Source organism: Streptococcus sp. CL6.22, assembly GCF_049738055.1.
GTDB classification, from domain to species: Bacteria; Bacillota; Bacilli; order Lactobacillales; family Streptococcaceae; genus Streptococcus; species Streptococcus mitis_DJ.
The window spans coordinates 26,555-48,986 of sequence record NZ_JBKOTV010000016.1; the positions used below are offsets into that span (position 1 = coordinate 26,555).

The following is a 22,432-nucleotide window of genomic DNA, read 5'->3' on the forward strand; positions in this document are numbered from 1 at the left end:
ATCTTATAAATAATTTTCCGCGACGGCTGCATCTCCTTGATAGGCTTCTTTCTTGCCTTGCACGATTTGGTAGCAATCTGCCCCCTTACCAGCGATAATGACAGCATCTAATTCGTGATTTGTGATAGCCATAGCTGCCTTGATGGCTTCTTGGCGATCAGCAATCTTTTCAACAGGATGGTTGATGTAGCTACTGATTTCATCTGCAATGGCCATTGGATCTTCATAGTTGGGGTCATCGGCAGTCAGAAAGACTTGAATCTCAGGGTGTTGATTAAGGAGGAGGCCAAAGTCCTTACGACGACTTTCTCCCTTATTTCCTGTCGAACCCAGAACCAGTGCAATCTTTCCAGTTTGATGGGTTTCAACCACATTGATGAGTTTTTTCAGACTGTCCCCATTGTGGGCATAGTCAATGAAAACCTTGGCACCATTTTTCTGAGTCAGGACTTCCATACGACCAGGAACGCGAGTTGCAGCGATTCCTTTTTTGATGTCCTCAAGACTTGCTCCCAGACGGAGACAGGCAAGTCCAGCAGCAACGGCATTTTCTTGATTGAAGTGCCCAATCAGTTGAATATCATAATCTCCAGCGAGTTTACCCGTAGCTGAAAAACTAAAGGCTTTGGAATTCTCGATTTGATTATTTGATTGGCTACCATAGAAATCATGGTCTTGATCTGCCACTTGTTCTTTCAAGACAGAAAAGTGGTCCATGTCACTGTTAATGATAACTGCTCGGCTATTTTCCATCAAGAGACGTTTGTGGTAGAAGTAGTCTTCAAAGCTAGGGTGTTCAATCGGGCCGATATGGTCGGGGCTGATATTGAGGAAAACTCCCACATCAAAGGTTAGACCATAGACACGTTTGACCAGATAGGCCTGACTGGAGACCTCCATGATGAGGTGAGTACGGTCATTTTGCACAGCTTGATTCATCATGTCAAAGAGGTCAATACTCTCAGGGGTTGTCAATGCAGACTTAAAGAAAGTCTTGCCATCTAGAGTTGTATTCATGGTCGAGAGCATAGCAGGTCGATGCCCTTGAGATAAAATGTTATAGGCGAAGTAGGCTGCTGTTGTTTTACCCTTAGTACCAGTAAAGGCAAGGAGTTTGAGTTTTTTCTGTGGATTGCCATAAAATTCCATAGCTACCAAACTCATGGTTTTCTTGATATCACTGACGATGATAGCAGGAATACCAACCTCATAGTCTTTTTCAGCCACATACCAACCGAGGCCTTGAGAGATGGCAGAAATCAGGAATTCCTTCTTAAAGGCAGCACCTTTAACGAAAAAGAGGCTCTTCTCTTTGGCCTTGCGGCTATCATAGCAGATGGTGTCAAATACGACATGGCTGTAGTTGTAGTGATAATGTCCTTGGTCGATAATCTCACGGAAGAGACCATCTTTCTTTAAAATATCTAATACGGTTTCAATCTTAATCATACTTTCTATTGTAAACCGAAAGTCGTAAATTTACAAGTGACAAGGAAAAGTTTATAATGGAAGATGAGGAATTTTTCCTAGTTATTAAAATTAAATGAGGAATCTATGTCTAACGAAAACAATCACCAGCAGGCCCAGATGTTACGGGGGACTGCTTGGTTAACGGCTAGTAACTTTATCAGTCGTCTACTCGGTGCCATTTATATCATCCCTTGGTATATCTGGATGGGGTCTTATGCGGCTACAGCAAATGGTCTCTTTACAATGGGCTACAATATCTATGCCTGGTTCTTGCTGGTTTCAACAGCAGGTATTCCGGTTGCGGTGGCCAAGCAAGTAGCTAAGTACAATACCATGCGAGAAGAAGAGCATAGCTTTGCCCTGATTCGGAGCTTTTTAGGCTTTATGACGGGGCTAGGTCTGGTTTTTGCACTAGTCTTGTATCTCTTTGCTCCTTGGCTAGCAGACTTATCGGGTGTGGGGAAAGACTTAATCCCCATCATGCAGAGCTTGGCTTGGGCGGTCTTGATTTTCCCATCTATGAGTGTTATCCGAGGTTTCTTCCAAGGGATGAATAACCTGAAACCTTATGCTATGAGCCAAATTGCTGAGCAGGTCATTCGTGTTATCTGGATGCTCTTGGCTACCTTTATGATTATGAAAATGGGCTCAGGAGATTATCTAGCAGCGGTTACCCAATCCACCTTTGCTGCCTTTGTCGGTATGGTAGCTAGTTTTGCAGTTTTGATTTATTTCCTTGCCAAAGAAGGATTGCTCAAAAGAGTCCTTGAAACAGGAGATAAGATTAATAGTAAGCGTCTTTTGGTCGATACCATTAAGGAAGCCATTCCTTTTATCCTGACAGGGTCTGCTATCCAGCTCTTCCAGATTTTGGACCAGATGACCTTCATTAATAGTATGAGCTGGTTTACCAACTATAGCAATGAAGACTTGGTTGTCATGTTTTCTTATTTCTCAGCCAATCCTAATAAGATCACTATGATTTTGATTTCTGTTGGGGTTTCGATTGGGAGTGTCGGTTTGCCACTTTTGACTGAAAACTATGTCAAGGGAGACTTGAAGGCAGCTTCTCGTCTAGTTCAGGACAGCATTACCATGCTTTTCCTATTCTTGCTACCAGCAACGGTTGGAGTGGTCATGGTAGGAGAACCTCTTTATACAGTCTTCTATGGCAAGCCAGATAGTTTGGCCATGGGCTTATTTGTCTTTGCAGTTTTGCAGTCTACCATTTTAGGTTTGTACATGGTCTTGTCTCCCATGCTTCAAGCCATGTTCCGAAATCGTAAGGCAGTTCTCTATTTTATCTATGGTTCCATTGCAAAGCTGGTCTTGCAACTTCCAACCATCGCTCTCTTCCACAGTTATGGACCTCTGATTTCAACAACCATCGGGCTCATCATTCCTAATGTTTTGATGTATCGGGATATTTGTAAAGTAACTGGTGTTAAGCGCAAGGTGATTTTGAAGCGAACCATTTTAATCAGTTTGTTAACTCTCTTCATGTTTCTTGTAGTAGGAACAATGCAGTGGATTTTAGGATTTGTTTTCCAACCAAGTGGACGTTTGTGGAGTTTCCTATACGTAGCTCTTGTCGGTGCCATGGGGGGAGGGGTTTACGGATTCTTGAGTCTTCGTACCCGTCTATTGGATAAGGTGATTGGACAAGCCCAAGCTAATCGCTTACGAGCAAAATTAAGAATTTCTCAATAATTTTTTATAAATAAAAGGGATAATTTGAACATTTCTATCATGGAATGCTTAAATTATTCTCTTTTTTATTATTTTGTAGAATAAATTCTATAGTTTGTAGATGGAATGATTAATTTTTTTAAAAAATCTATTGACTAAATAAAACATGAGTTGTATAATAAGACAAATATTTAAATCAGGAGGTTCTGGAGATGAAAAAGTCTAAAGCCAAGTATGCAGCACTTGCAGGTGTCGTATTAAGTGCAGGTATTTTATTAAGCGCGTGTGGAAATTCCAGCACAGGATCAAAAACATATAATTATGTCTATTCTAGCGATCCGTCAAGTTTAAACTATCTTGCTGAAAACCGTGCAACAACCAATGATATTGTGACCAATCTAGTAGATGGTCTTATGGAAAATGACCAGTATGGGAACTATATCCCATCCTTGGCAGAGGATTGGAGTGTTTCACAAGACGGTTTGACCTATACCTACAAATTGCGTAAAGATGCTAAATGGTATACTGCAGATGGAGATGAATATGCTCCTGTAACTGCTCAAGATTTTATAACTGGTCTTAAGTATGCAGCTGATAAAAAATCAGAAGCCTTGTACCTAGTTCAAGACTCTGTTGCTGGTTTGGATGACTATATCAACGGGAAAACAACTGACTTTTCAACTGTAGGTGTTAAGGCGATTGATGACCAAACTGTTCAATATACCTTGACACGACCAGAATCTTACTGGAATTCAAAAACAACATCAACCATTCTCTTCCCTGTTAACGCTGATTTCTTGAAATCAAAAGGTGATGATTTTGGGAAGGTAGACCCATCTAGCATATTGTACAATGGACCGTTCTTGATGAAATCCTTTGTTTCAAAATCTGTTATTGAATTCAAGAAAAATCCGAACTACTGGGATGCTAAAAATGTCTTTGTAGATGATGTGAAATTGGCCTATTATGATGGTAGTGACCAGGATGCACTAGCTCGTAACTTTGTCGAGGGAGCTTATAGCTACGCTCGTCTCTATCCAAATAGTTCAAGCTTTGAAGGGATTAAAGAAAAGAATAAGGACAATATCATCTATAGCTTGCAAGATGCCACTTCTTATTTCTTAAACTTTAACCTGGATAGAAAATCTTATAAATTCACTTCCAAGACAAGTGATGCTGAGAAGAAATCGACTCAGGAAGCGGTTCTTAATAAAAACTTCCGTCAAGCCATTAACTTTGCCTATGACCGTACAGCATATGGGGCTCAATCTCAAGGAGAGGATGGTGCAACCAAGATTTTGCGTAACCTAGTCGTTCCACCAAACTTCGTAAGTATCAATGGCAAAGACTTTGGTGAAGTAGTAGCCTCTAAGATGGTTAATTACGGTAAGGAATGGCAAGGAATTAACTTTGCAGATGCCCAAGATCCATACTACAATCCTGACAAAGCCAAGGCTAAATTTGCTGAAGCTAAGAAAGAACTCCAAGCTAAAGGAGTTCAATTCCCTATCCACTTAGATAAAACTGTAGATTTGACCAATAAGGCAGAAATTCAAGGAATCAATTCCATGAAACAATCAATTGAATCTGTCTTGGGGGCAGATAATGTTGTGATTGATGTTCACCAACTCTCTACTGAAGACTTTGATAATACAAGCTATTTAGCTCAGACTGCAGCTCAGAAGGATTATGATCTTTACAACGGTGGCTGGAGCGCAGACTATCAAGATCCATCAAGCTACCTTGATATTTTTAATATTAATTCTGGTGGAGTGTTGCAAAATCTAGGTTTAGAACCAGGTGAAGCCAATGATAAGGCCAAGGCTGTTGGGCTAGATGTCTATACTCAAATGTTGGAAGAAGCCAATAAGGAGCAAGATCCAGCTAAACGTTATGAAAAATATGCAGATGCCCAAGCTTGGTTAGTAGATAGCTCTCTAGCAATTCCAAATGTTTCACTGGGTGGAACACCAACATTGAGAAAAATCGTTCCTTTCTCAACACCATATTCACTGGCTGGTAATAAAGGAGTTGAATCATATAAATACCTCAAATTACAAGATAAGACAGTTACAAAAGACGAATATGAAAAAGCTAAAGAAAAATGGCTGAAAGAAAAAGAAGAATCCAATAAAAAAGCCCAAGAAGAATTGGCAAAACATGTCAAATAAGGATTTTTCAAGAAAAACGATGGTTTCCAAGGAAGCTGTCGTTTTTCGTTTTTAAATAGAATAACGGCAAATTTGTAAGAAAAGTGTTTACATTTTTTTAAATTGTTTATTGAATTTATGTTATAATAAATATAATAAAAGCATAAAAAGCTGCTTATGAAAGCCTTTTCCAGTGTTAATGGAAGTATGCACATGCTAGGATGATTTTATAGGAGGGATGCTATCTACTGTAAAAGTAAGATAAAACGCAACAAATGATAAGTTCTTCTTTTATACGAAGAGTGCTTATCTGCCTATTTACTAATAGTTATGGAGGTAATATCATGGGCGCTATTATGGAGTTTGCGACAGAAAAACAGATTGAATCCTTTCTTTCAACTTGCCACATTGAAGGACAAAAGAATTTTCTGATGGCTTTCAAGAAAAAGACATGGTTGAAATCCTTTATTGATTTTTTCATTATAGGCGGTTCCTACTATGTTCAGTCGAGTGTGAAGCCTAAACTTATAGCATTCACACCTAAGGAGATTTACTTGATGGACATCAGTGATGTAACAGAAAATCGTTCTAATCAAGTCGTAGAGATCCCATGGAATCAAGTCAAAGATTTTACTTATAAGACAGTCTTGAATACAGTTAGGCTGAACTGGAACTATCAAAATGAAGCCTATATTTTTTCTGTGGATGTCGGTAAGATTAGTCAGCATGTGGGCCAATATCAATTTAACAAAGACCATTATGACTATTTAGACCAACACGATTTCTTTCAGTCAAAGTAAACCTTAGCAATCATTTTCACAAAAGAATCTGGAAGCTTTTCTGGATTCTTTTTTAGCTTTATTCGATAAGTCTATAGTTTGAAACTATAACTAGCTCTTGAAAAGAAGAAAATGAGTTGATGAAAATAAGTGGTACAATAGTTACTATAGATTTGGAGGTATTGTATGAGCAAGGAATTACACATTAACACAATTTTGGCCCAGGCGGGTATTAAGTCAGATGAAGCTACAGGAGCCTTGGTGACACCGCTTCATTTTTCAACGACTTATCAGCATCCAGAGTTTGGTAAATCTACTGGATTTGACTATACGCGTACTAAAAACCCAACTCGTAGTAAGGCTGAAGAAGTCTTGGCGGCTATTGAGTCAGCAGACTATGCCCTAGCGACTAGCTCAGGAATGTCAGCTATTGTACTGGCCTTTAGCGTCTTTCCAGTAGGAAGTAAGGTCTTGGCTGTCCGTGACCTTTACGGTGGTTCTTTCCGCTGGTTCAATCAAGTGGAGCAGGAAGGCCGTTTCCATTTCACCTATGCCAATACGGAAGAAGAGTTGATTGCCGAGTTAGAAAAAGATGTGGATGTTCTCTATATCGAAACCCCAACCAACCCCTTGATGTTGGAATTTAATATTGAAAAACTAGCAAAATTGGCTCATGCTAAGGGTGCCAAAGTGGTGGTGGACAATACCTTCTACAGTCCTATCTACCAACGTCCGATTGAAGATGGAGCAGATATCGTCCTTCATTCAGCAACTAAGTATCTAGCAGGTCACAATGATGTCTTGGCTGGAGTGGTTGTGACCAATAGTTTAGAACTATACGAGAAGCTTTTCTACAATCTCAATACGACAGGGGCAGTCTTGTCACCATTTGACAGCTATCAATTGATTCGTGGTCTCAAAACCTTGTCTCTTCGTATGGAGCGCTCAACAGCCAATGCTCAAGAAGTGGTTGCTTTTTTGAAGGATTCTCCAGCAGTTAAGGAAGTTCTCTACACTGGGCGTGGAGGGATGATTTCCTTTAAAGTAGCAGATGAAACACGCATTCCTCATATTTTGAACAGCCTCAAGGTCTTCTCTTTTGCGGAAAGTTTGGGTGGGGTGGAAAGTCTGATTACTTATCCAACGACACAAACTCATGCCGATATTCCAGCAGAAGTGCGCCATTCTTATGGTTTGACAGATGATCTCTTGCGCTTGTCAATTGGGATTGAGGATGCTAGAGATTTGATTGCAGATTTGCACCAAGCATTAGAAGGATAAGACGAAGATGGGAAAATATGATTTTACAAGCCTGCCCAATCGTTTAGGGCACCATACCTATAAATGGAAAGAGGCGGAAACGGATAGTGAAGTCCTACCAGCTTGGATAGCGGATATGGACTTTGTAGTCTTGCCTGAAATCCGTCAAGCCGTGCAAACTTACGCTGATCAACTGGTTTATGGTTATACTTATGCCAGTGAAGAGTTAATTAAGGAAGTTCAAAAGTGGGAAGCTACACAACATGGGTACCACTTTGACAAAGAGGCTCTTGTCTTTATCGAGGGTGTGGTCCCAGCTATCTCAACAGCTATTCAATCCTTTACAAAAGAAGGCGAAGCTGTTTTGATTAACACGCCTGTCTATCCACCTTTTGCTCGTAGTGTCAAGTTGAACAATCGTAGATTGATTACCAATTCTTTGGTGGAAAAGGATGGTCTGTTTGAGATTGACTTTGACCAGCTTGAGAAGGATTTGGTGGAAGAGGATGTCAAACTCTACATTCTTTGCAACCCTCACAATCCTGGTGGACGTGTATGGGAAAAAGAAGTCTTGGAAAAGATTGGTCAACTCTGCCAAAAACACGGTGTTTTCTTGGTTTCAGATGAGATTCACCAAGATTTGGCCCTCTTTGGTCACAAACACCATTCTTTCAATACCATTAATCCTTCCTTCAAAGATTTTGCGATTGTCTTGAGCAGTGCCACTAAAACCTTTAACATCGCTGGAACAAAAAATTCCTATGCAGTCATTGAAAATCCCAAGTTGAGACTGGCTTACCAGAAACGCCAGTTGGCTAATAATCAACATGAAATTTCAGGCTTGGGTTATTTGGCGACAGAAGCTGCCTATCGATATGGGAAGGATTGGCTAGAGGAACTTAAGCAAGTCTTTGAAGACCACATCAATTATGTGGTGGATTTATTTGGTAAAGAGACTAAAATCAAGGTTATGAAACCGCAAGGAACCTACTTGATTTGGCTTGATTTTTCAGCCTATGACCTGACTGATGAAAGATTGCAAGAGCTGTTGAGAAATGAAGCTAAGGTTATCCTCAACCGTGGTTTGGATTTTGGGGAGGAAGGAAGTCTCCATGCCCGCCTCAATGTAGCCATGCCTAAACCTCTGTTGCAAGAAGTTTGTCAGCGGATTGTGGCGACTTTTGCCAAACTTTAATAATCCAGCCTTCTAGGAGAAAAGTCTTCCTAGGAGGCTATTTTCATAGAGGAAAATATGGTATAATAAAAAGATAAGGTAAAGGTAGAAATATGGCTAAATTGATTCCGGGGAAAGTCCGTATCGAAGGCGTTGTCCTTTATGAAACTGGTAAAGTTGACATCATCAAGGAAAAGAATAATCGACTCTATGCTCGCGTTGCAGAAGAAGAACTGCGCTATAGTTTAGAGGATGATTTGGTTTTTTGTGCCTGTGATTTTTTCCAAAAGAGGGGCTACTGTGTGCACTTGGCAGCGCTGGAGCATTTTCTGAAAAATGATGAGCGTGGTCAGGAAATCTTGCAAAGTCTGGAAGAAGGTCATGAAGAAAAAGAGGCCGTTGAAACTAAGGTGACCTTGGGTGGCAAATTTTTGGACCGAATGTTGTCTCCAAAATCAGAACGCGCTTATGAATTATCAGCTGTGGGGCAAGTGGAAGCAGGAACCAATCATATCTTGTGGACTCTGAGAATCGGGCAAGTCAATAGTCAAAAATACTATGTTATTCGGGATATTCCACTCTTTTTAAAAGTTGTCGAACAGAGAAAACCTTATATGATTGGTAAAACTTATGAGGAGTCTCTGTCTTGGGAAGCCTTTGATGAGGCAAGTCAAGAGCTTCTTACTTTCTTGCGCGGACTAACGGAGGAAGGACTGACTCCAGACCTCTTTTTCCAAAATCAAGGCCGACACCTTTTTTTCCCTCTGACATTTTTTGAGCAGGGTGTGAATTTACTGATGACCCTGCCCCATTTTCAATTTGACCATCAAGTGGATAGCTACCAAACCCTACTTTTTCAGGATTTGCATGCGGATGCTAATCTATTTGCCTTTACAGTAACAGAATACTCGGATTATTTTGAAATGGAAATCAGTGAGAGTCCAAGGGTCAATGTCTTTTATCAGGGAGCTGTGCTTTTCCATAAAGGACAGGTTTATTTTCTAACAGACCAGCAGATGCGTCTTCTCAAGGAAATCAAAGCGCTGCCTTTGGATCAACATGGAAAGAAATACCTGCAATTTGATAGTAGTGACCGAGATAAGTTAGCTTCTTGTTTAACTCTTTTTAGCCAAATGGGCACCGTTTCAGCTCCAGAACGTCTACAAATCAAAACTTTTGAACCCTCTTTTTACTTTGACAGGGAAGAGGATAATCGGATTCGTTTAGAAATCCAGTTTGACTATGGGGATAGACAGGTATCTAGCCGACAGGAACTAGAAGAATTGCCCTTCTCGAGTGATGCTGACTTAGAAGAAAGAATTTTCCAAGTCTGTTTGGCAGCTGGATTTGAAGCCGATTTTCAATCTTGGCGTCAGGCCTTAAAAGCAGAATCTGTCTATCATTTCTTCCATGATATCATCCCAGTCTTTGAAAAACTCGGGCATGTTGACCTATCAGACAAGTTAGAAGAACTTTATAACCTAGCGAGCCCTCAAGTGCAGATTGCTTCCAAGGGAGGTCTCTTGGAAATCCAGTTTGATTTTCAAGATATTGCCCAAGAGGAAATTGACCAAGCCATGCAGGCCTTGGTTGACAATCAAGATTTTTACATTGATTCGTCCAATCAAGTCTACTTTTTCGATGAAGAAACCAAGAAGATTCGCCAAAATTTACAGGAACTGGGGCAGTTTGAATTAAAAGATGGCTCCTTGCAGGCTCGAAAATCCTTGGCCTACAGTTTAGCCCATCTCTTTGAAACGCGAGACCGTGTTTCTTTTTCACAAGAATTCCAGAATCTGGCCCACGATTTGACACATCCAGAGGACTTTCCTCGACAAGCAACTCAAGTTCAGGCTGACTTGCGAGATTATCAGGAAAAGGGAATCAGCTGGCTGCAAATGCTCCATCATTATGGTTTTGGTGGGATTTTGGCTGATGATATGGGACTTGGTAAAACCCTGCAGACCATTGCTTTTTTGACCAGCCAAGTGACAAAAGAAAGTCGAGTCTTGATTCTCGCTCCGTCTGGTTTGATTTACAACTGGGCAGATGAATGTCAGAAATTTGCCCCACAGTTGGATGTAGCTGTTGTTCATGGTTTGAAAACTAGTCGTGAAGAGATTCTTGCTGAGAGCCATCAAATCTATGTGACGAGCTATGCTACCTTCCGTCAGGACAGTGAACTTTATCAAGGGATGGCCTTTGACTTCCTTTTCTTAGATGAAGCTCAGGTCATGAAAAACTCCCAGACCAAGATTGCTCAGACCTTGAGACAATTTGTGGTGCCGTCAGTTTTTGCCTTGTCAGGAACTCCGATTGAAAACCATCTGGGTGAGTTGTGGTCTATTTTCCAAATCGTCATGCCGGGACTTTTGCCAAGCAAGAAAGAATTTATGAAATTACCAGCTGAGCGCGTTGCTCAGTTTATCAAACCTTTCGTGATGCGACGTAAGAAAGAAGAAGTTCTGACTGAATTACCAGACTTAATCGAAGTGGTTTATAAAAATGAACTGGAAGACCAGCAAAAGGCTATTTACCTAGCCCAGTTGCAACAGATGCGAGACCGTCTGGCTCAAGTGTCAGATCAGGAATTTCAGCGAAGTCGTGTGGAAATCTTGTCTGGTCTGATGCGCTTGCGTCAAATCTGTGACACTCCTGCCCTCTTTATGGAAGATTATCAGGGAGCCAGTGGCAAACTGGATAGTCTTCGAGACCTGCTACTACAGGTGGCAGACGGCGGACACCGTGTCTTGATTTTCTCGCAGTTCAAGGGAATGTTGGAGAAAATTGAACAAGAATTGCCAGACTTGGGCTTGACTTCCTTTAAAATTACCGGTTCGACCCCAGCCAAGGAAAGACAAGACATGACCAAAGCCTTTAACCAAGGGGAAAGAGATGCCTTTCTGATTTCCCTCAAGGCTGGTGGTGTCGGTCTGAATCTGACAGGTGCTGATACGGTTATTTTGGTTGACCTTTGGTGGAATCCTGCGGTGGAAGCGCAAGCTATTGGCCGTGCCCATCGGATAGGTCAGGAAGAAACGGTTGAGGTTTATCGCTTAGTGACCAGGGGAACCATTGAAGAAAAAATTCAGGAACTCCAAGAACAGAAGAAACATCTAGTGTCACAAGTATTGGATGGAACAGAGTCACGTGGCAGTCTGACCCTAGCAGAAATTAGAGAAATTTTGGGAATTTCTGAAGCCAGCACTTGAAAAATCAAGACAATACGCTATAATGAAGTGTTGAAAGGAAATAGAAAATGAGAGAAGAACGATTTCCATTGGTGTCAGATGATGAGGTCATGCTGACTGAAATGCCGGTTATGGACCTCTATGATGAATCTGACTTTATCAGTAATATCAAGGGAGAATACCGTGATAAGAATTATCTGGAGTGGGCCCCTATTACTAAAGAAACACCAGTAAAACCGATTGAAAAGCCCGTAGAGAAACCTAAGAAGGCTGGTTTAGGAGTTAAAAAAGAAGGAAAGAGCTATGCGGAGGTGGCACGTGAAGAAGCGCGTGCGGATTTGAAAAAGAAGCGCTCAGCAAGTTATCTGACTAAGGATATTACTCCTACAAGGCGCCCTTCTCAGCAACGTTTGGATAGACAGGGCAATCAACCTACCGCGCCTTTCCAAAAGGAAAATCCTGGCGAATTTGTCAAATATAGTCAAAAATTGACCCAGTCTCATTACATCTTGGCGGAAGAAGTGAACAATATTTCGACTCAAGCTGAGCCAAAAGAAACTTCAGGCCCAAAGAAAAACAACTATGATTTTCTGAAGAAGAGCCAAATCTACAATAAAAAGAATCAACAAAAAGAACAAGAACGTCAGGTTGCCCAAGAGTTGAACCTGACAAGAATTACGGAATAGGGGAGAAAACATGTCAAAGACATATCATTTTATCGGAATTAAGGGATCAGGTATGAGTGCCTTGGCCTTGATGTTGCACCAAATGGGGCATAAGGTACAGGGTTCAGATGTTGAAAAGTACTACTTTACTCAACGTGGTCTTGAGCAGGCAGGAATTACCATTCTTCCTTTTGATGAAAAGAATCTAGACGGTGATATGGAAATTATCGCTGGGAATGCCTTTCGTCCAGATAACAACGTTGAAATTGCCTATGCGGATCAAAATGGCATCAGCTACAAACGTTACCATGAGTTCCTAGGTAGCTTTATGCGTGACTTTGTCAGCATGGGAGTTGCTGGAGCGCATGGAAAAACGTCAACTACAGGGATGTTGTCTCATGTCTTGTCTCACATTACAGATACTAGCTTCTTGATTGGAGACGGGACCGGTCGTGGTTCGGCCAATGCCAAATATTTTGTTTTTGAATCTGACGAATATGAGCGCCACTTCATGCCTTACCACCCAGAATATTCTATTATCACCAACATTGACTTTGACCATCCAGACTATTTCACAAGCCTAGAGGATGTTTTCAATGCATTTAACGACTATGCTAAACAAATTACCAAAGGTTTGTTTATCTACGGAGAAGATGCTGAATTGCGTAAGATTACGTCTGATGCACCGATTTATTATTACGGTTTTGAAGCAGAAGGTAATGACTTTGTCGCTAGTGATCTTCTTCGTTCAACAACTGGTTCAACCTTCACAGTTCACTTCCGTGGACAAGAATTAGGGCAATTCCACATTCCAACCTTTGGTCGTCACAATATCATGAATGCGACAGCCGTTATTGGATTGCTTTACACAGCAGGATTTGATTTGAATTTGGTGCGTGAACACTTGAAAACATTTGCCGGTGTTAAGCGTCGTTTCACTGAGAAAATTGTCAATGACACAGTGATTATCGATGACTTTGCCCACCATCCAACAGAAATCATTGCGACCTTGGATGCAGCTCGTCAAAAATATCCAAGCAAAGAGATCGTAGCAATTTTCCAACCACATACTTTTACAAGAACCATTGCCTTGTTGGACGAATTTGCCCACGCTTTGAATCAAGCGGATGCTGTTTATCTAGCGCAAATTTATGGCTCTGCTCGTGAAGTAGACCATGGTGACGTTAAGGTAGAAGACCTAGCTAATAAAATCAACAAGAAACACCAAGTTATCACTGTTGAAAATGTTTCTCCACTCCTAGACCATGACAATGCTGTTTATGTCTTTATGGGAGCAGGGGACATCCAAACCTATGAATATTCATTTGAACGTCTCTTGTCTAATTTGACAAGCAATGTTCAATAGGCTATTCACATGGAAATTCCAATTAAGATCATTCAGGCAAGTAAGTCTGATTTGCCTGAGATAGAGGCACTGCAGACCTCATCTTTTCCAGCTGACAAGCAGCTGACTTCCCATATTTTAGAAGAAAGTATCCGTAAGTGTGCGGATACCTTTCTTCTAGCTAGGGATGAAAATCAGCTTCTGGGCTATGTTCTAGGTGGTCCTTACCCACACAATTCGCAATGTCTAGAAATACATTCTTTAGTCATTGATGCTGACCATCAGAGACAGGGCTTGGGAACGCTTCTTCTTGCAGTCTTGAAAGAGGTGGCGGTTGAGCAGGATTACAAAGCTATTCGTTTGAAGAGTCCTGATGAGTTGCTTTCCTATTTTGAAATGAACGGTTTTATTGATGAAGAAGAAGCAGCTTCGCTTTATGCAGCTAGTCAAGGTTTTAGTATGATTTGGTTTAATCCTTTTTATCTGGAGGAACAATGAAAATCAGGAAAGCAAGATTAGAAGATTTAGATCGTATCGTTGAGATCGAACTAGAAAATTTCTCGATTGAAGAAGCCATTCCTCGCTCTGTTTTTGAAGCACATTTGCGAGAAATTCAGACCTCATTTCTGGTTGCAGAAAAAGAAGGCAGAATCATGGGGTATATAGAAGGACCAGTTGGCCCCCACCGTCATCTGCAAGACCAGTCCTTTACAGAGGAGATAGAAGACCATAGTCATGAGCCTGGTGGTTATATCTCTGTGACCTGTCTTTCTATTGCCAAGGAGGCACAGGGCCTTGGACTTGGCCAGAAATTATTAACAGCCTTGAAAGAGTTGGCGCTTGAACACGAAAGAGAAGGTATTAACCTAACCTGTCATGACTATCTCATCGCCTACTATGAAAAACATGGATTTGTCAATGAAGGCCAGTCCCAGTCAACCTTTGCAGGAGAAACCTGGTATGATATGGTCTGGGAAGCTAAAAAATAAGCTAGAAAAGCATGCTAGGTTGCTTTTCTTTCGTTTTTAAGATATAATATTATGGATTGTCAACGAGGAGGATAAACTTTTGAGTGAAAAGCCAAGAGAAGACGAAAAATTAAGCTTTAAAGAGCAGATTTTACGTGATTTAGAAAAAGTAAAACAATATGAAGGGATTCGTCAAGAGGCTGCTGAGCTGGCTGAGAAAAAAGAGGCCTTGTCTGTCCCTGAAACAAAAATTGCTGATGAAGAAGTGATGAACGCATCCCTATCAGCTGTCGAAAAAATTATGGAGAATGCACCACGTGTTCCACAGCATCCTAGTGAGGACGTGCCTGCATCACCAGCAGATGAACGAAGAGAGGAAGCTCCAATCGTTCCTAGTCATCCAAGTCAAGATGTTCCAGCTTCTCCAGCTGAAGAAAGTCCATCAAGACCGGTTCCGGGACCAGAAGCAGTTCGCCCTAAAAAAGCTGAAAAAGATGTGAACACAACTCCAACAAGAGTAGCTGTTTCTTATAAGACTGAAGCACAAAAAGAGACACAAGCAGAAGCGCCAAGACCTGAACCGGTTGTCGAAACGGAAGCTGTTGAAGTCATTTCTGAAACTCCGAGTCGTAGTCGTCGTGAGACTGTTAAACCTGTCAAGAAGAAAAAATCACATTTGAAGGCTTTCTTCACTTCTCTACTGATTTTCCTTGCCTTGATTTCGGCAGGTGGTTACTTCGGTTACCAGTATGTCCAGTCATCTTTATTACCAGTTGACGCTAATTCTAAGAAGTATGTAACCGTTCAAATCCCAGAAGGAGCCAATGTCCAAGAGATTGGCTCAGCACTTGAAAATTCTGGTGTGATTAAACACGGAGTGATTTTTGCTTTTTATGCTAAATATAAAAATTATTCAGATCTGAAGGCTGGATATTACAATTTGCAAAAGAGCATGAGTACAGAGGATATCATCAAGGAACTTCAAAAAGGTGGTACTCCTGAACCTCAAGAACCGTCGCTTGCAGATTTGACCATTCCAGAGGGATATACAATTGAGCAAATCGCCCAAGCTGTAGGCCAATTACAAGGTGAATTTAAAGAACCTTTGACAGCGGATGCTTTCTTGGCTAAGGTTCAAGATGACAACTTTATCAGTCAAGAAGCTGCTAAATATCCAAACCTACTCGAAAGCTTACCGACAAAAGAAAGTGGAGCTCGTTACCGTTTGGAAGGTTATCTTTTCCCAGCAACCTACTCTATCAAGGAAAGCACAACTATTGAAAGCTTGATTGATGAGATGTTGGCTGCTATGGATAAGACTTTGACTCCACACTATAGTGCAATTAAGTCTAAAAACTTGACAGTCAATGAATTGCTAACAATTGCTTCACTTGTTGAAAAAGAAGGTGCTAAGACTGAAGATCGTAAGTTGATTGCAGGTGTTTTCTACAATCGTTTGAACCTTGGTATGCCACTTCAAAGCAATATTGCAATCTTGTATGCCCAAGGTAAACTCGGTCAAAATATTAGCCTAGCAGATGATGCTGGAATTGATACATCGATTAATTCACCATACAATGTTTATACAAAACCTGGTTTGATGCCTGGTCCAGTGGATAGTCCAAGTCAGGACGCGATTGAAGCAAGTATTAATCAAACTAAGAGTGAGAACCTATACTTTGTAGCCAATGTTACAGATGGTAAAGTCTATTACGCAGTGACACAGGAAGAGCATGATCGTAATGTAGCTGAACACGTTAATAGCAAGCTTACTCAAAATAGTAGTTCAAACTAAGACTACAAAAATGAGAATCTCAGATAGAGATTCAATACTATCTAAAGAAAGTTGAGAAAAATGGCAGAAAAAACATATCCTATGACCCTTGCGGAAAAGGAAAAACTTGAAAAAGAATTAGAAGAATTGAAATTGGTCCGCCGACCAGAAGTGGTAGAACGCATAAAGATTGCTCGTTCATACGGTGACCTTTCAGAAAACAGTGAATACGAAGCAGCTAAGGATGAACAAGCCTTTGTTGAAGGACAAATCTCTAGCTTGGAAACAAAAATTCGCTATGCTGAAATCGTCAATAGTGACTCAGTTGCCGATGATGAAGTGGCGATTGGTAAAACAGTCACTATTCAAGAAATTGGTGAGGACGAAGAAGAAGTTTATATTATCGTAGGTTCAGCAGGTGCGGATGCCTTTGCAGGTAAGGTTTCAAATGAAAGCCCAATTGGACAAGCCTTGATTGGTAAGAAAACAGGTGATACAGCAACTATTGAAACACCTGTTGGTAGCTATGATATAAAAATCTTGAAGGTTGAAAAAACAGCCTAAAAATAAAAAAAAGGAGTGAGGAGGCAGTGCGCTTCACTCACTCCTTTTTCCATTTTAAATTGAATTGGAGACGTTATGAGTTCAAAGAAGAAAAAAAATAAGATGGAGCGTGGTCTGACCAATCGTCACGTGCAGGTTATGGCCATTGCGGGAACAATTGGAACAGGACTCTTTTTGGGAGCAGGTCGCTCTATCAGCCTAACAGGTCCTTCTATTGTACTAATTTATATGATTACGGGAGCATTCATGTTCCTCATGATGCGTGCGGTTGGGGAAATGCTCTACCAAGACCCTGAGCAACATACCTTTATCAACTTTATCACGCGCCATTTAGGTAAGGGCTGGGGTTATTTCTCGGTTTGGTCTTACTGGCTATCCGTTGTCTTTATCGGTATGGCGGAAATCACTGCTATCTCTCACTATGTTCAGTTCTGGTTCCCTAGCTGGCCAAGTTGGATGATTGAGATTGGATTTTTGACTATTCTAGCCTTGGTCAATTTGATTGCGGTGAAACTCTTTGGGGAAGTTGAGTTTTGGTTTGCGATGGTCAAGATTGTGGCTATTTTAGCCATGATTGCAACAGGGGTCTTTATGGTCTTGACAGGCTTTAAGACACCACATGGAGTAGCAAGTTTGGCCAATATTGCTGACAATTTCTCCCTATTCCCAAATGGTGGAGTGAACTTTGTCATGGCCTTCCAGATGGTGTTCTTTGCCTACCTCATGATTGAGTTTATCGGGGTCACAACTTCTGAAACCAAAAATCCACGTCAGGTCTTGCCAAAAGCCGTTAAGGAAATTCCTTTGCGTATCGCCTTTTTCTACGGTGGTGCCCTCTTAGCCATTATGGCTATCATTCCTTGGCGTGAACTTGCTTCTGCTGATTCACCTTTTGTTACAGTATTTGAATTGGCCGGTATCAAGTGGGCGGCAGCCTTGATTAACTTCGTCGTTTTGACCTCAGCAGCATCTGCTCTTAACTCGACCCTATATTCAACAGGTCGTCATTTGTACCAGATTGCCCATGATTCGCCAAATCCATTCCTAAAAGCAATCAAGGCGGATACCCTTTCTCGCCACAATGTGCCACAAAATGCCATCATCGCTTCAGCAATCTTGATTGCCCTAGCAGCCTTTATCAATGTCTTGCCAGGTGTTTCGGATGCCTTTGCCTTGATTACGGCATCGTCATCAGGTGTCTATATCGCTATCTATATCTTGATTATGGTGGCTCACCTTAAATATCGCAAGTCACCAGACTTTATGGCGGATGGCTACCTCATGCCCCATTATCGTTTCCTAAATCCTTTAACCATGCTCTTCTTTGCCTTTGTCTTTGTAACCCTCTTTTTACAAGAGTCTACCTTTGTAGGAGCAATCGGATCAGCTATCTGGATTATCGGTTTCGGGATTTACAGCCAGTGGAAATTTAGAAAATAGATTTGAAACTCATCAACTAAGGTTGGTGGGTTTTTGCTAGTTTGACAGTCTTTGGAAATAAGACTATAATCAAGCTGTATCAGTTTTCGAGGAGGTTTAGATGTACTTTAGATTGGAAAATAAGGAATCCCAGAAGGCGCAAGAAATTGGGAATTTGATTCGTGCTTATAACCGTTCCAAAAGAGAAGAGGCTGAAAGTGAGCCATTGAATCTTTATGTTGAAGATGAGATGGGCAATCTCTTGGCTGGCTTGGTGGCTGAGACTTTTGGAAATTGGTTGCAAATTGAGTATTTGTTTGTGAAAGAGGAGTTACGAGGGCAAGGAATCGGTTCAAAACTATTGCAACAGGCAGAAAGTGAAGCTAAGAATCGAAACTGTCGTTTTGCTTTTGTCAATACCCACCAGTTTCAAGCTCCAGATTTTTATAAAATGCATGGCTACAAGGAAGTCTTTAGGTTACAAGACTATCCCTACATTGGGCAAAGATATTATTACCAAAAGAATTTGTAAGGTGAATATGAAAGTATAAGGCAAAGAGGGGTTCTTGACATAAGTATGAAGGGGATTCTCGATAAATACCAGTTAAATCCCACACATTATGTCTTTCTAGGTGATATTGAGGACAATACAATTGCAGCTGAGACATTAGATGTGAAAGCCTACGATGCCGTAGATTTTTTGAAATCCTATATTTAAACTAAAAACTCTCTATCTTTTTGTGGTAGAGAGTTTTTAGTTAATAAAATATTACAAAATGACATATATATGTTGCATTAAGTTAGATATATGATATAATGTTGTTAAAAAGAGGCGCAACTTTTTAAAACTATAAGGAGGACGCAGGTGGCTAAAAATTTAAAATTAAAATTAGCTCGTGTAGAGCTTGATTTAACACAAGGTCAACTGGCAGAGGCTGTTGGTGTGACGCGCCAGACTATTGGTTTGATAGAGGCGGGGAAATACAATCCCAGTCTCTCACTCTGCCAGTCGATTTGCAGATGTTTAGGGAAAACCCTAGACCAACTATTTTGGGAGGAAGAAGATGGTAACTAAATTCATTCATTATCAATTACTTGACGAAAGAGAAGAACAACTAATCAATAAAGCTGGGGCGGAATCCTTTACCCTCTTCATTGGACTGGTGCTTCTAAGCTATTTGGTGGCTGTATTGGCTCCATCTCTTTTTAATCCGAATTTTCTAGTCTATACTCTGATAGTAGGAATTCTCTTCTTTTTCAATCGTGCTCGTTATCTGGGAGTGACCTATTATAGTCGTTTTCATTTTACGATTTTGGGTTGTTTTTTCCTAACCTTGGCGATTACAACTCTCTTGATGTTGCAGAATTATCAATTCAATATAGACATTTATCAGCACAATCCTTTGAATCCTAAATACCTGTCCGCTTGGGCTATTACTTATGTCATTTACCTTCCTTGGGTCTTTATTGGCAATCTCGGTTTGAAGAGTTATGGAGAATGGGCTCAGAAAAAGTTTGAACAAGACATGGATGAACTGGAGAGTGGAGAATAGCTTGTTACTTTTTTCTCAATCCAAATAAAATGTGATATAATAGTACTAATTTATTGGAATACATGAAAGTTTTTGAAAATTTTTATGGGTTTCTAGTTAAGGAAGTAGGAAAAGTATGTATCCAGATGATAGTTTGACATTGCACACGGACTTGTACCAGATTAACATGATGCAGGTTTACTTTGACCAAGAAATTCACAATAAAAAGGCGGTTTTTGAGGTTTATTTCCGCCAACAGCCTTTTAAGAACGGCTATGCAATTTTTGCAGGTTTGGAAAGAATTGTGAGTTATCTTGAAGACCTGCGTTTTTCAGATAGTGATATTGCCTATTTGGAATCACTAGGCTATCATGGGGCATTCTTGGACTATCTCCGCAATTTCAAGTTGGAGTTGACCGTTCGTTCTGCCCAAGAAGGGGATTTGGTTTTTGCTAATGAACCGATTGTGCAGGTGGAAGGCCCTCTAGCCCAATGTCAATTGGTCGAAACGGCTCTTTTGAACATCGTCAACTACCAGACATTAGTGGCGACTAAGGCAGCTCGTATTCGCTCGGTTATTGAAGATGAACCCTTGATGGAGTTTGGGACACGTCGGGCTCAAGAAATGGATGCAGCTATCTGGGGAACACGCGCAGCGGTGATTGGTGGTGCCAATGGCACCAGCAACGTGCGTGCGGGTAAACTCTTTGACATTCCTGTCTTGGGAACCCATGCCCATGCCTTGGTACAGGTTTATGGCAATGACTATGAAGCTTTCAAGGCTTATGCTGCGACCCACAAAAATTGTGTCTTTCTTGTGGATACCTATGACACCCTTCGCATTGGGGTACCAGCTGCCATTCAGGTGGCGCGTGAGCTGGGTGACCAGATTAACTTTATGGGTGTGCGGATTGACTCTGGGGATATTGCCTACATTTCCAAGAAAGTTCGTCAGCAATTGGACGAGGCTGGATTTACAGAGGCTAAGATTTATGCTTCAAATGATTTGGACGAAAATACCATCCTCAATCTCAAGATGCAAAAGGCCAAGATTGATGTCTGGGGCGTGGGAACTAAGCTGATTACAGCCTATGACCAGCCAGCTCTTGGGGCAGTTTATAAGATTGTTGCAATCGAAGATGAAAATGGCCAGATGCGCAATACCATCAAGCTGTCAAATAATGCTGAAAAAGTGTCTACACCAGGTAAGAAGCAGGTGTGGCGCATTACCAGTCGTGAAAAAGGCAAGTCAGAAGGCGATTATATCACTTATGATGGTGTGGATGTTGCCAGCATGACAGAAATCAAGATGTTCCATCCGACCTATACTTATATCAAGAAGACGGTTCGTAATTTTGACGCTGTTCCTCTCTTAGTGGATATCTTCAAAGACGGAAAATTGATTTACAGCTTGCCTAGTTTGACTGAGATTCAGGACTATGCTCGTAAGGAATTTGACAAGCTTTGGGATGAGTACAAGCGTGTGCTCAATCCGCAGCATTATCCAGTGGATTTGGCGCGTGATGTATGGCAAGACAAGATGGACTTGATTGACAAAATGCGTAAGGAAGCCCTCGGTGAAGGAGAAGAAGAATGAGTTTGCAAGAAACGATTATCCAAGAACTGGGTGTGAAATCAGTGATTGATGCCCAGAAAGAAATCCGTCGTTCTATTGATTTCTTAAAAAGATATCTGAAAAAACATCCCTTCCTTAAAACCTTTGTACTAGGGATTTCTGGGGGACAAGACTCAACCTTAGCAGGACGATTGGCTCAACTGGCCATGGAAGAACTGCGAGCTGAAACTGGCGATGGCAGCTACAAATTTATCGCTGTCCGCCTGCCATACGGAGTGCAAGCTGATGAAGCAGATGCTCAAAAAGCACTAGCCTTTATCCAGCCTGATGTCAGTTTAGTCGTCAATATTAAGGAATCAGCTGACGCTATGACAGCTACAGTTGAAGCGACAGGTAGTCCTGTTTCAGATTTTAACAAGGGCAATATCAAGGCTCGTTGCCGTATGATTGCTCAGTATGCCCTTGCTGGTGCCCATAGCGGAGCGGTTATTGGAACAGACCACGCTGCGGAAAATATCACAGGCTTTTTCACCAAGTTTGGTGACGGTGGTGCGGATATTTTACCCCTGTTCCGCCTCAATAAACGCCAAGGAAAACAACTATTGAAGGAACTTGGTGCAGACCCAGCACTTTATGAAAAAATCCCAACAGCAGACCTAGAAGAAGACAAACCAGGTCTAGCTGATGAAGTAGCCCTCGGAGTCACTTATGAAGAGATTGACGACTACCTAGAAGGCAAAACAATCAGCCCAGAAGCTCAAGCGACTATCGAAAACTGGTGGCATAAAGGCCAACACAAACGCCACCTGCCCATCACTGTATTCGATGACTTTTGGGAGTAAAAAGGTCCGGGGGACCTTTTTACCCCGAGTCTAA

The 22,432-nt window shown here is 41.2% G+C and carries 20 protein-coding genes; 19 read left to right on the forward strand and 1 reads right to left on the reverse strand.

All coding sequences use genetic code 11. The annotated features are described in order from the left end of the window. Positions 1-3: 3 nt before the first annotated feature. Complete coding sequence (locus ACLNCW_RS08695; protein ID WP_424846038.1) at positions 4-1,449, reverse strand: UDP-N-acetylmuramoyl-L-alanyl-D-glutamate--L-lysine ligase; 1,446 nt, start codon at positions 1,447-1,449, stop codon at positions 4-6. A 105-nt stretch (positions 1,450-1,554) separates the two neighbouring features. On the opposite strand from ACLNCW_RS08695, the gene ACLNCW_RS08700 reads away from it, so the two are divergent. The 19 genes from ACLNCW_RS08700 (at position 1,555) to nadE (ending at position 22,398) form a co-directional block, all read left to right on the forward strand. Then, entirely contained in the window at positions 1,555-3,180 is a 1,626-nt protein-coding gene (locus ACLNCW_RS08700) for a putative polysaccharide biosynthesis protein (protein ID WP_247933409.1), read from the forward strand. Between the two features lie 191 nt (positions 3,181-3,371). Then, the gene (locus tag ACLNCW_RS08705; RefSeq protein WP_424846040.1) at positions 3,372-5,330 is read left to right on the forward strand and encodes a peptide ABC transporter substrate-binding protein; all 1,959 of its coding nucleotides are present in this window, start codon (positions 3,372-3,374) and stop codon (positions 5,328-5,330) included. Positions 5,331-5,653: 323 nt separating this feature from the next. Next, positions 5,654-6,109, forward strand: coding sequence for a hypothetical protein (locus ACLNCW_RS08710; RefSeq protein WP_424846042.1), 456 nt, complete (start codon positions 5,654-5,656; stop codon positions 6,107-6,109). Positions 6,110-6,274: 165 nt separating this feature from the next. Continuing rightward, positions 6,275-7,369 carry a cystathionine gamma-synthase gene (locus ACLNCW_RS08715; RefSeq protein ID WP_424846044.1) on the forward strand — a complete coding sequence of 365 codons (1,095 nt, stop codon included), beginning with the start codon at positions 6,275-6,277 and terminating at the stop codon, positions 7,367-7,369. 7 nt (positions 7,370-7,376) lie between these two features. After that, the gene (locus tag ACLNCW_RS08720; RefSeq protein ID WP_424846046.1) at positions 7,377-8,543 is read left to right on the forward strand and encodes a MalY/PatB family protein; all 1,167 of its coding nucleotides are present in this window, start codon (positions 7,377-7,379) and stop codon (positions 8,541-8,543) included. Positions 8,544-8,635: 92 nt separating this feature from the next. Continuing rightward, a complete protein-coding gene (locus ACLNCW_RS08725; RefSeq protein WP_424846048.1) occupies positions 8,636-11,734 on the forward strand; it encodes a DEAD/DEAH box helicase in 3,099 nt (1,032 codons plus the stop codon). A gap of 47 nt (positions 11,735-11,781) precedes the next feature. Beyond that, a complete protein-coding gene (locus tag ACLNCW_RS08730) occupies positions 11,782-12,399 on the forward strand; it encodes a cystathionine gamma-synthase (protein WP_424846050.1) in 618 nt (205 codons plus the stop codon). Positions 12,400-12,409: 10 nt separating this feature from the next. Beyond that, positions 12,410-13,744, forward strand: coding sequence for a UDP-N-acetylmuramate--L-alanine ligase (gene murC, locus ACLNCW_RS08735; RefSeq protein WP_020903460.1), 1,335 nt, complete (start codon positions 12,410-12,412; stop codon positions 13,742-13,744). 9 nt (positions 13,745-13,753) lie between these two features. After that, the gene (locus ACLNCW_RS08740; protein WP_424846052.1) at positions 13,754-14,221 is read left to right on the forward strand and encodes a GNAT family N-acetyltransferase; all 468 of its coding nucleotides are present in this window, start codon (positions 13,754-13,756) and stop codon (positions 14,219-14,221) included. Beyond that, positions 14,218-14,712 carry a GNAT family N-acetyltransferase gene (locus ACLNCW_RS08745; RefSeq protein ID WP_424846055.1) on the forward strand — a complete coding sequence of 165 codons (495 nt, stop codon included), beginning with the start codon at positions 14,218-14,220 and terminating at the stop codon, positions 14,710-14,712. Before ACLNCW_RS08740 ends, ACLNCW_RS08745 begins: the two co-directional genes overlap by 4 nt. Before the next feature lie 79 nt (positions 14,713-14,791). Next, positions 14,792-16,486 (forward strand): endolytic transglycosylase MltG, encoded by a 1,695-nt coding sequence (gene mltG, locus ACLNCW_RS08750; RefSeq protein ID WP_424846057.1) that lies wholly within the window; start codon positions 14,792-14,794, stop codon positions 16,484-16,486. A 60-nt stretch (positions 16,487-16,546) separates the two neighbouring features. Beyond that, positions 16,547-17,029 carry a transcription elongation factor GreA gene (gene greA, locus ACLNCW_RS08755; RefSeq protein WP_424846059.1) on the forward strand — a complete coding sequence of 161 codons (483 nt, stop codon included), beginning with the start codon at positions 16,547-16,549 and terminating at the stop codon, positions 17,027-17,029. A 75-nt stretch (positions 17,030-17,104) separates the two neighbouring features. After that, positions 17,105-18,469 (forward strand): amino acid permease, encoded by a 1,365-nt coding sequence (locus ACLNCW_RS08760; protein WP_070479450.1) that lies wholly within the window; start codon positions 17,105-17,107, stop codon positions 18,467-18,469. A 100-nt stretch (positions 18,470-18,569) separates the two neighbouring features. Then, positions 18,570-18,980, forward strand: coding sequence for a GNAT family N-acetyltransferase (locus ACLNCW_RS08765; protein ID WP_424846061.1), 411 nt, complete (start codon positions 18,570-18,572; stop codon positions 18,978-18,980). A gap of 45 nt (positions 18,981-19,025) precedes the next feature. Continuing rightward, positions 19,026-19,166 carry a hypothetical protein gene (locus tag ACLNCW_RS08770; RefSeq protein WP_080702831.1) on the forward strand — a complete coding sequence of 47 codons (141 nt, stop codon included), beginning with the start codon at positions 19,026-19,028 and terminating at the stop codon, positions 19,164-19,166. A gap of 147 nt (positions 19,167-19,313) precedes the next feature. Beyond that, a complete protein-coding gene (locus ACLNCW_RS08775) occupies positions 19,314-19,523 on the forward strand; it encodes a helix-turn-helix transcriptional regulator (protein WP_173875948.1) in 210 nt (69 codons plus the stop codon). Continuing rightward, on the forward strand, positions 19,513-20,001 hold the full coding sequence (locus ACLNCW_RS08780) for a DUF6773 family protein (RefSeq protein WP_125455083.1): 489 nt from the start codon (positions 19,513-19,515) through the stop codon (positions 19,999-20,001). The genes ACLNCW_RS08775 and ACLNCW_RS08780 overlap by 11 nt, the downstream gene beginning before the upstream one ends. 115 nt (positions 20,002-20,116) lie before the next feature. Beyond that, positions 20,117-21,577: a nicotinate phosphoribosyltransferase gene (locus tag ACLNCW_RS08785; protein ID WP_424846064.1), complete on the forward strand. Its 1,461-nt coding sequence runs from the start codon at positions 20,117-20,119 to the stop codon at positions 21,575-21,577. Beyond that, positions 21,574-22,398 carry an ammonia-dependent NAD(+) synthetase gene (nadE, locus tag ACLNCW_RS08790; protein WP_424846066.1) on the forward strand — a complete coding sequence of 275 codons (825 nt, stop codon included), beginning with the start codon at positions 21,574-21,576 and terminating at the stop codon, positions 22,396-22,398. Before ACLNCW_RS08785 ends, nadE begins: the two co-directional genes overlap by 4 nt. The last annotated feature ends 34 nt before the right edge of the window (positions 22,399-22,432 follow it).

Excerpts from the sequence above, each read along its gene's own strand:
- ACLNCW_RS08760 (WP_070479450.1), top strand. The coding sequence starts at position 17,105 with ATGAGTTCAAAGAAGAAAAAAAATAAGATGGAGCGTGGTCTGACCAAT.
- ACLNCW_RS08740 (WP_424846052.1), top strand. The coding sequence starts at position 13,754 with ATGGAAATTCCAATTAAGATCATTCAGGCAAGTAAGTCTGATTTGCCT.
- ACLNCW_RS08730 (WP_424846050.1), top strand. The coding sequence starts at position 11,782 with ATGAGAGAAGAACGATTTCCATTGGTGTCAGATGATGAGGTCATGCTG.
- nadE (WP_424846066.1), top strand. The coding sequence starts at position 21,574 with ATGAGTTTGCAAGAAACGATTATCCAAGAACTGGGTGTGAAATCAGTG.
- ACLNCW_RS08770 (WP_080702831.1), top strand. The coding sequence starts at position 19,026 with ATGAAGGGGATTCTCGATAAATACCAGTTAAATCCCACACATTATGTC.
- ACLNCW_RS08780 (WP_125455083.1), top strand. The coding sequence starts at position 19,513 with ATGGTAACTAAATTCATTCATTATCAATTACTTGACGAAAGAGAAGAA.
- ACLNCW_RS08745 (WP_424846055.1), top strand. The coding sequence starts at position 14,218 with ATGAAAATCAGGAAAGCAAGATTAGAAGATTTAGATCGTATCGTTGAG.
- ACLNCW_RS08710 (WP_424846042.1), top strand. The coding sequence starts at position 5,654 with ATGGGCGCTATTATGGAGTTTGCGACAGAAAAACAGATTGAATCCTTT.
- ACLNCW_RS08700 (WP_247933409.1), top strand. The coding sequence starts at position 1,555 with ATGTCTAACGAAAACAATCACCAGCAGGCCCAGATGTTACGGGGGACT.
- ACLNCW_RS08715 (WP_424846044.1), top strand. The coding sequence starts at position 6,275 with ATGAGCAAGGAATTACACATTAACACAATTTTGGCCCAGGCGGGTATT.
- ACLNCW_RS08785 (WP_424846064.1), top strand. The coding sequence starts at position 20,117 with ATGTATCCAGATGATAGTTTGACATTGCACACGGACTTGTACCAGATT.
- greA (WP_424846059.1), top strand. The coding sequence starts at position 16,547 with ATGGCAGAAAAAACATATCCTATGACCCTTGCGGAAAAGGAAAAACTT.
- ACLNCW_RS08725 (WP_424846048.1), top strand. The coding sequence starts at position 8,636 with ATGGCTAAATTGATTCCGGGGAAAGTCCGTATCGAAGGCGTTGTCCTT.
- ACLNCW_RS08695 (WP_424846038.1), bottom strand. The coding sequence starts at position 1,449 with ATGATTAAGATTGAAACCGTATTAGATATTTTAAAGAAAGATGGTCTC.
- ACLNCW_RS08705 (WP_424846040.1), top strand. The coding sequence starts at position 3,372 with ATGAAAAAGTCTAAAGCCAAGTATGCAGCACTTGCAGGTGTCGTATTA.
- murC (WP_020903460.1), top strand. The coding sequence starts at position 12,410 with ATGTCAAAGACATATCATTTTATCGGAATTAAGGGATCAGGTATGAGT.
- ACLNCW_RS08720 (WP_424846046.1), top strand. The coding sequence starts at position 7,377 with ATGGGAAAATATGATTTTACAAGCCTGCCCAATCGTTTAGGGCACCAT.
- ACLNCW_RS08765 (WP_424846061.1), top strand. The coding sequence starts at position 18,570 with ATGTACTTTAGATTGGAAAATAAGGAATCCCAGAAGGCGCAAGAAATT.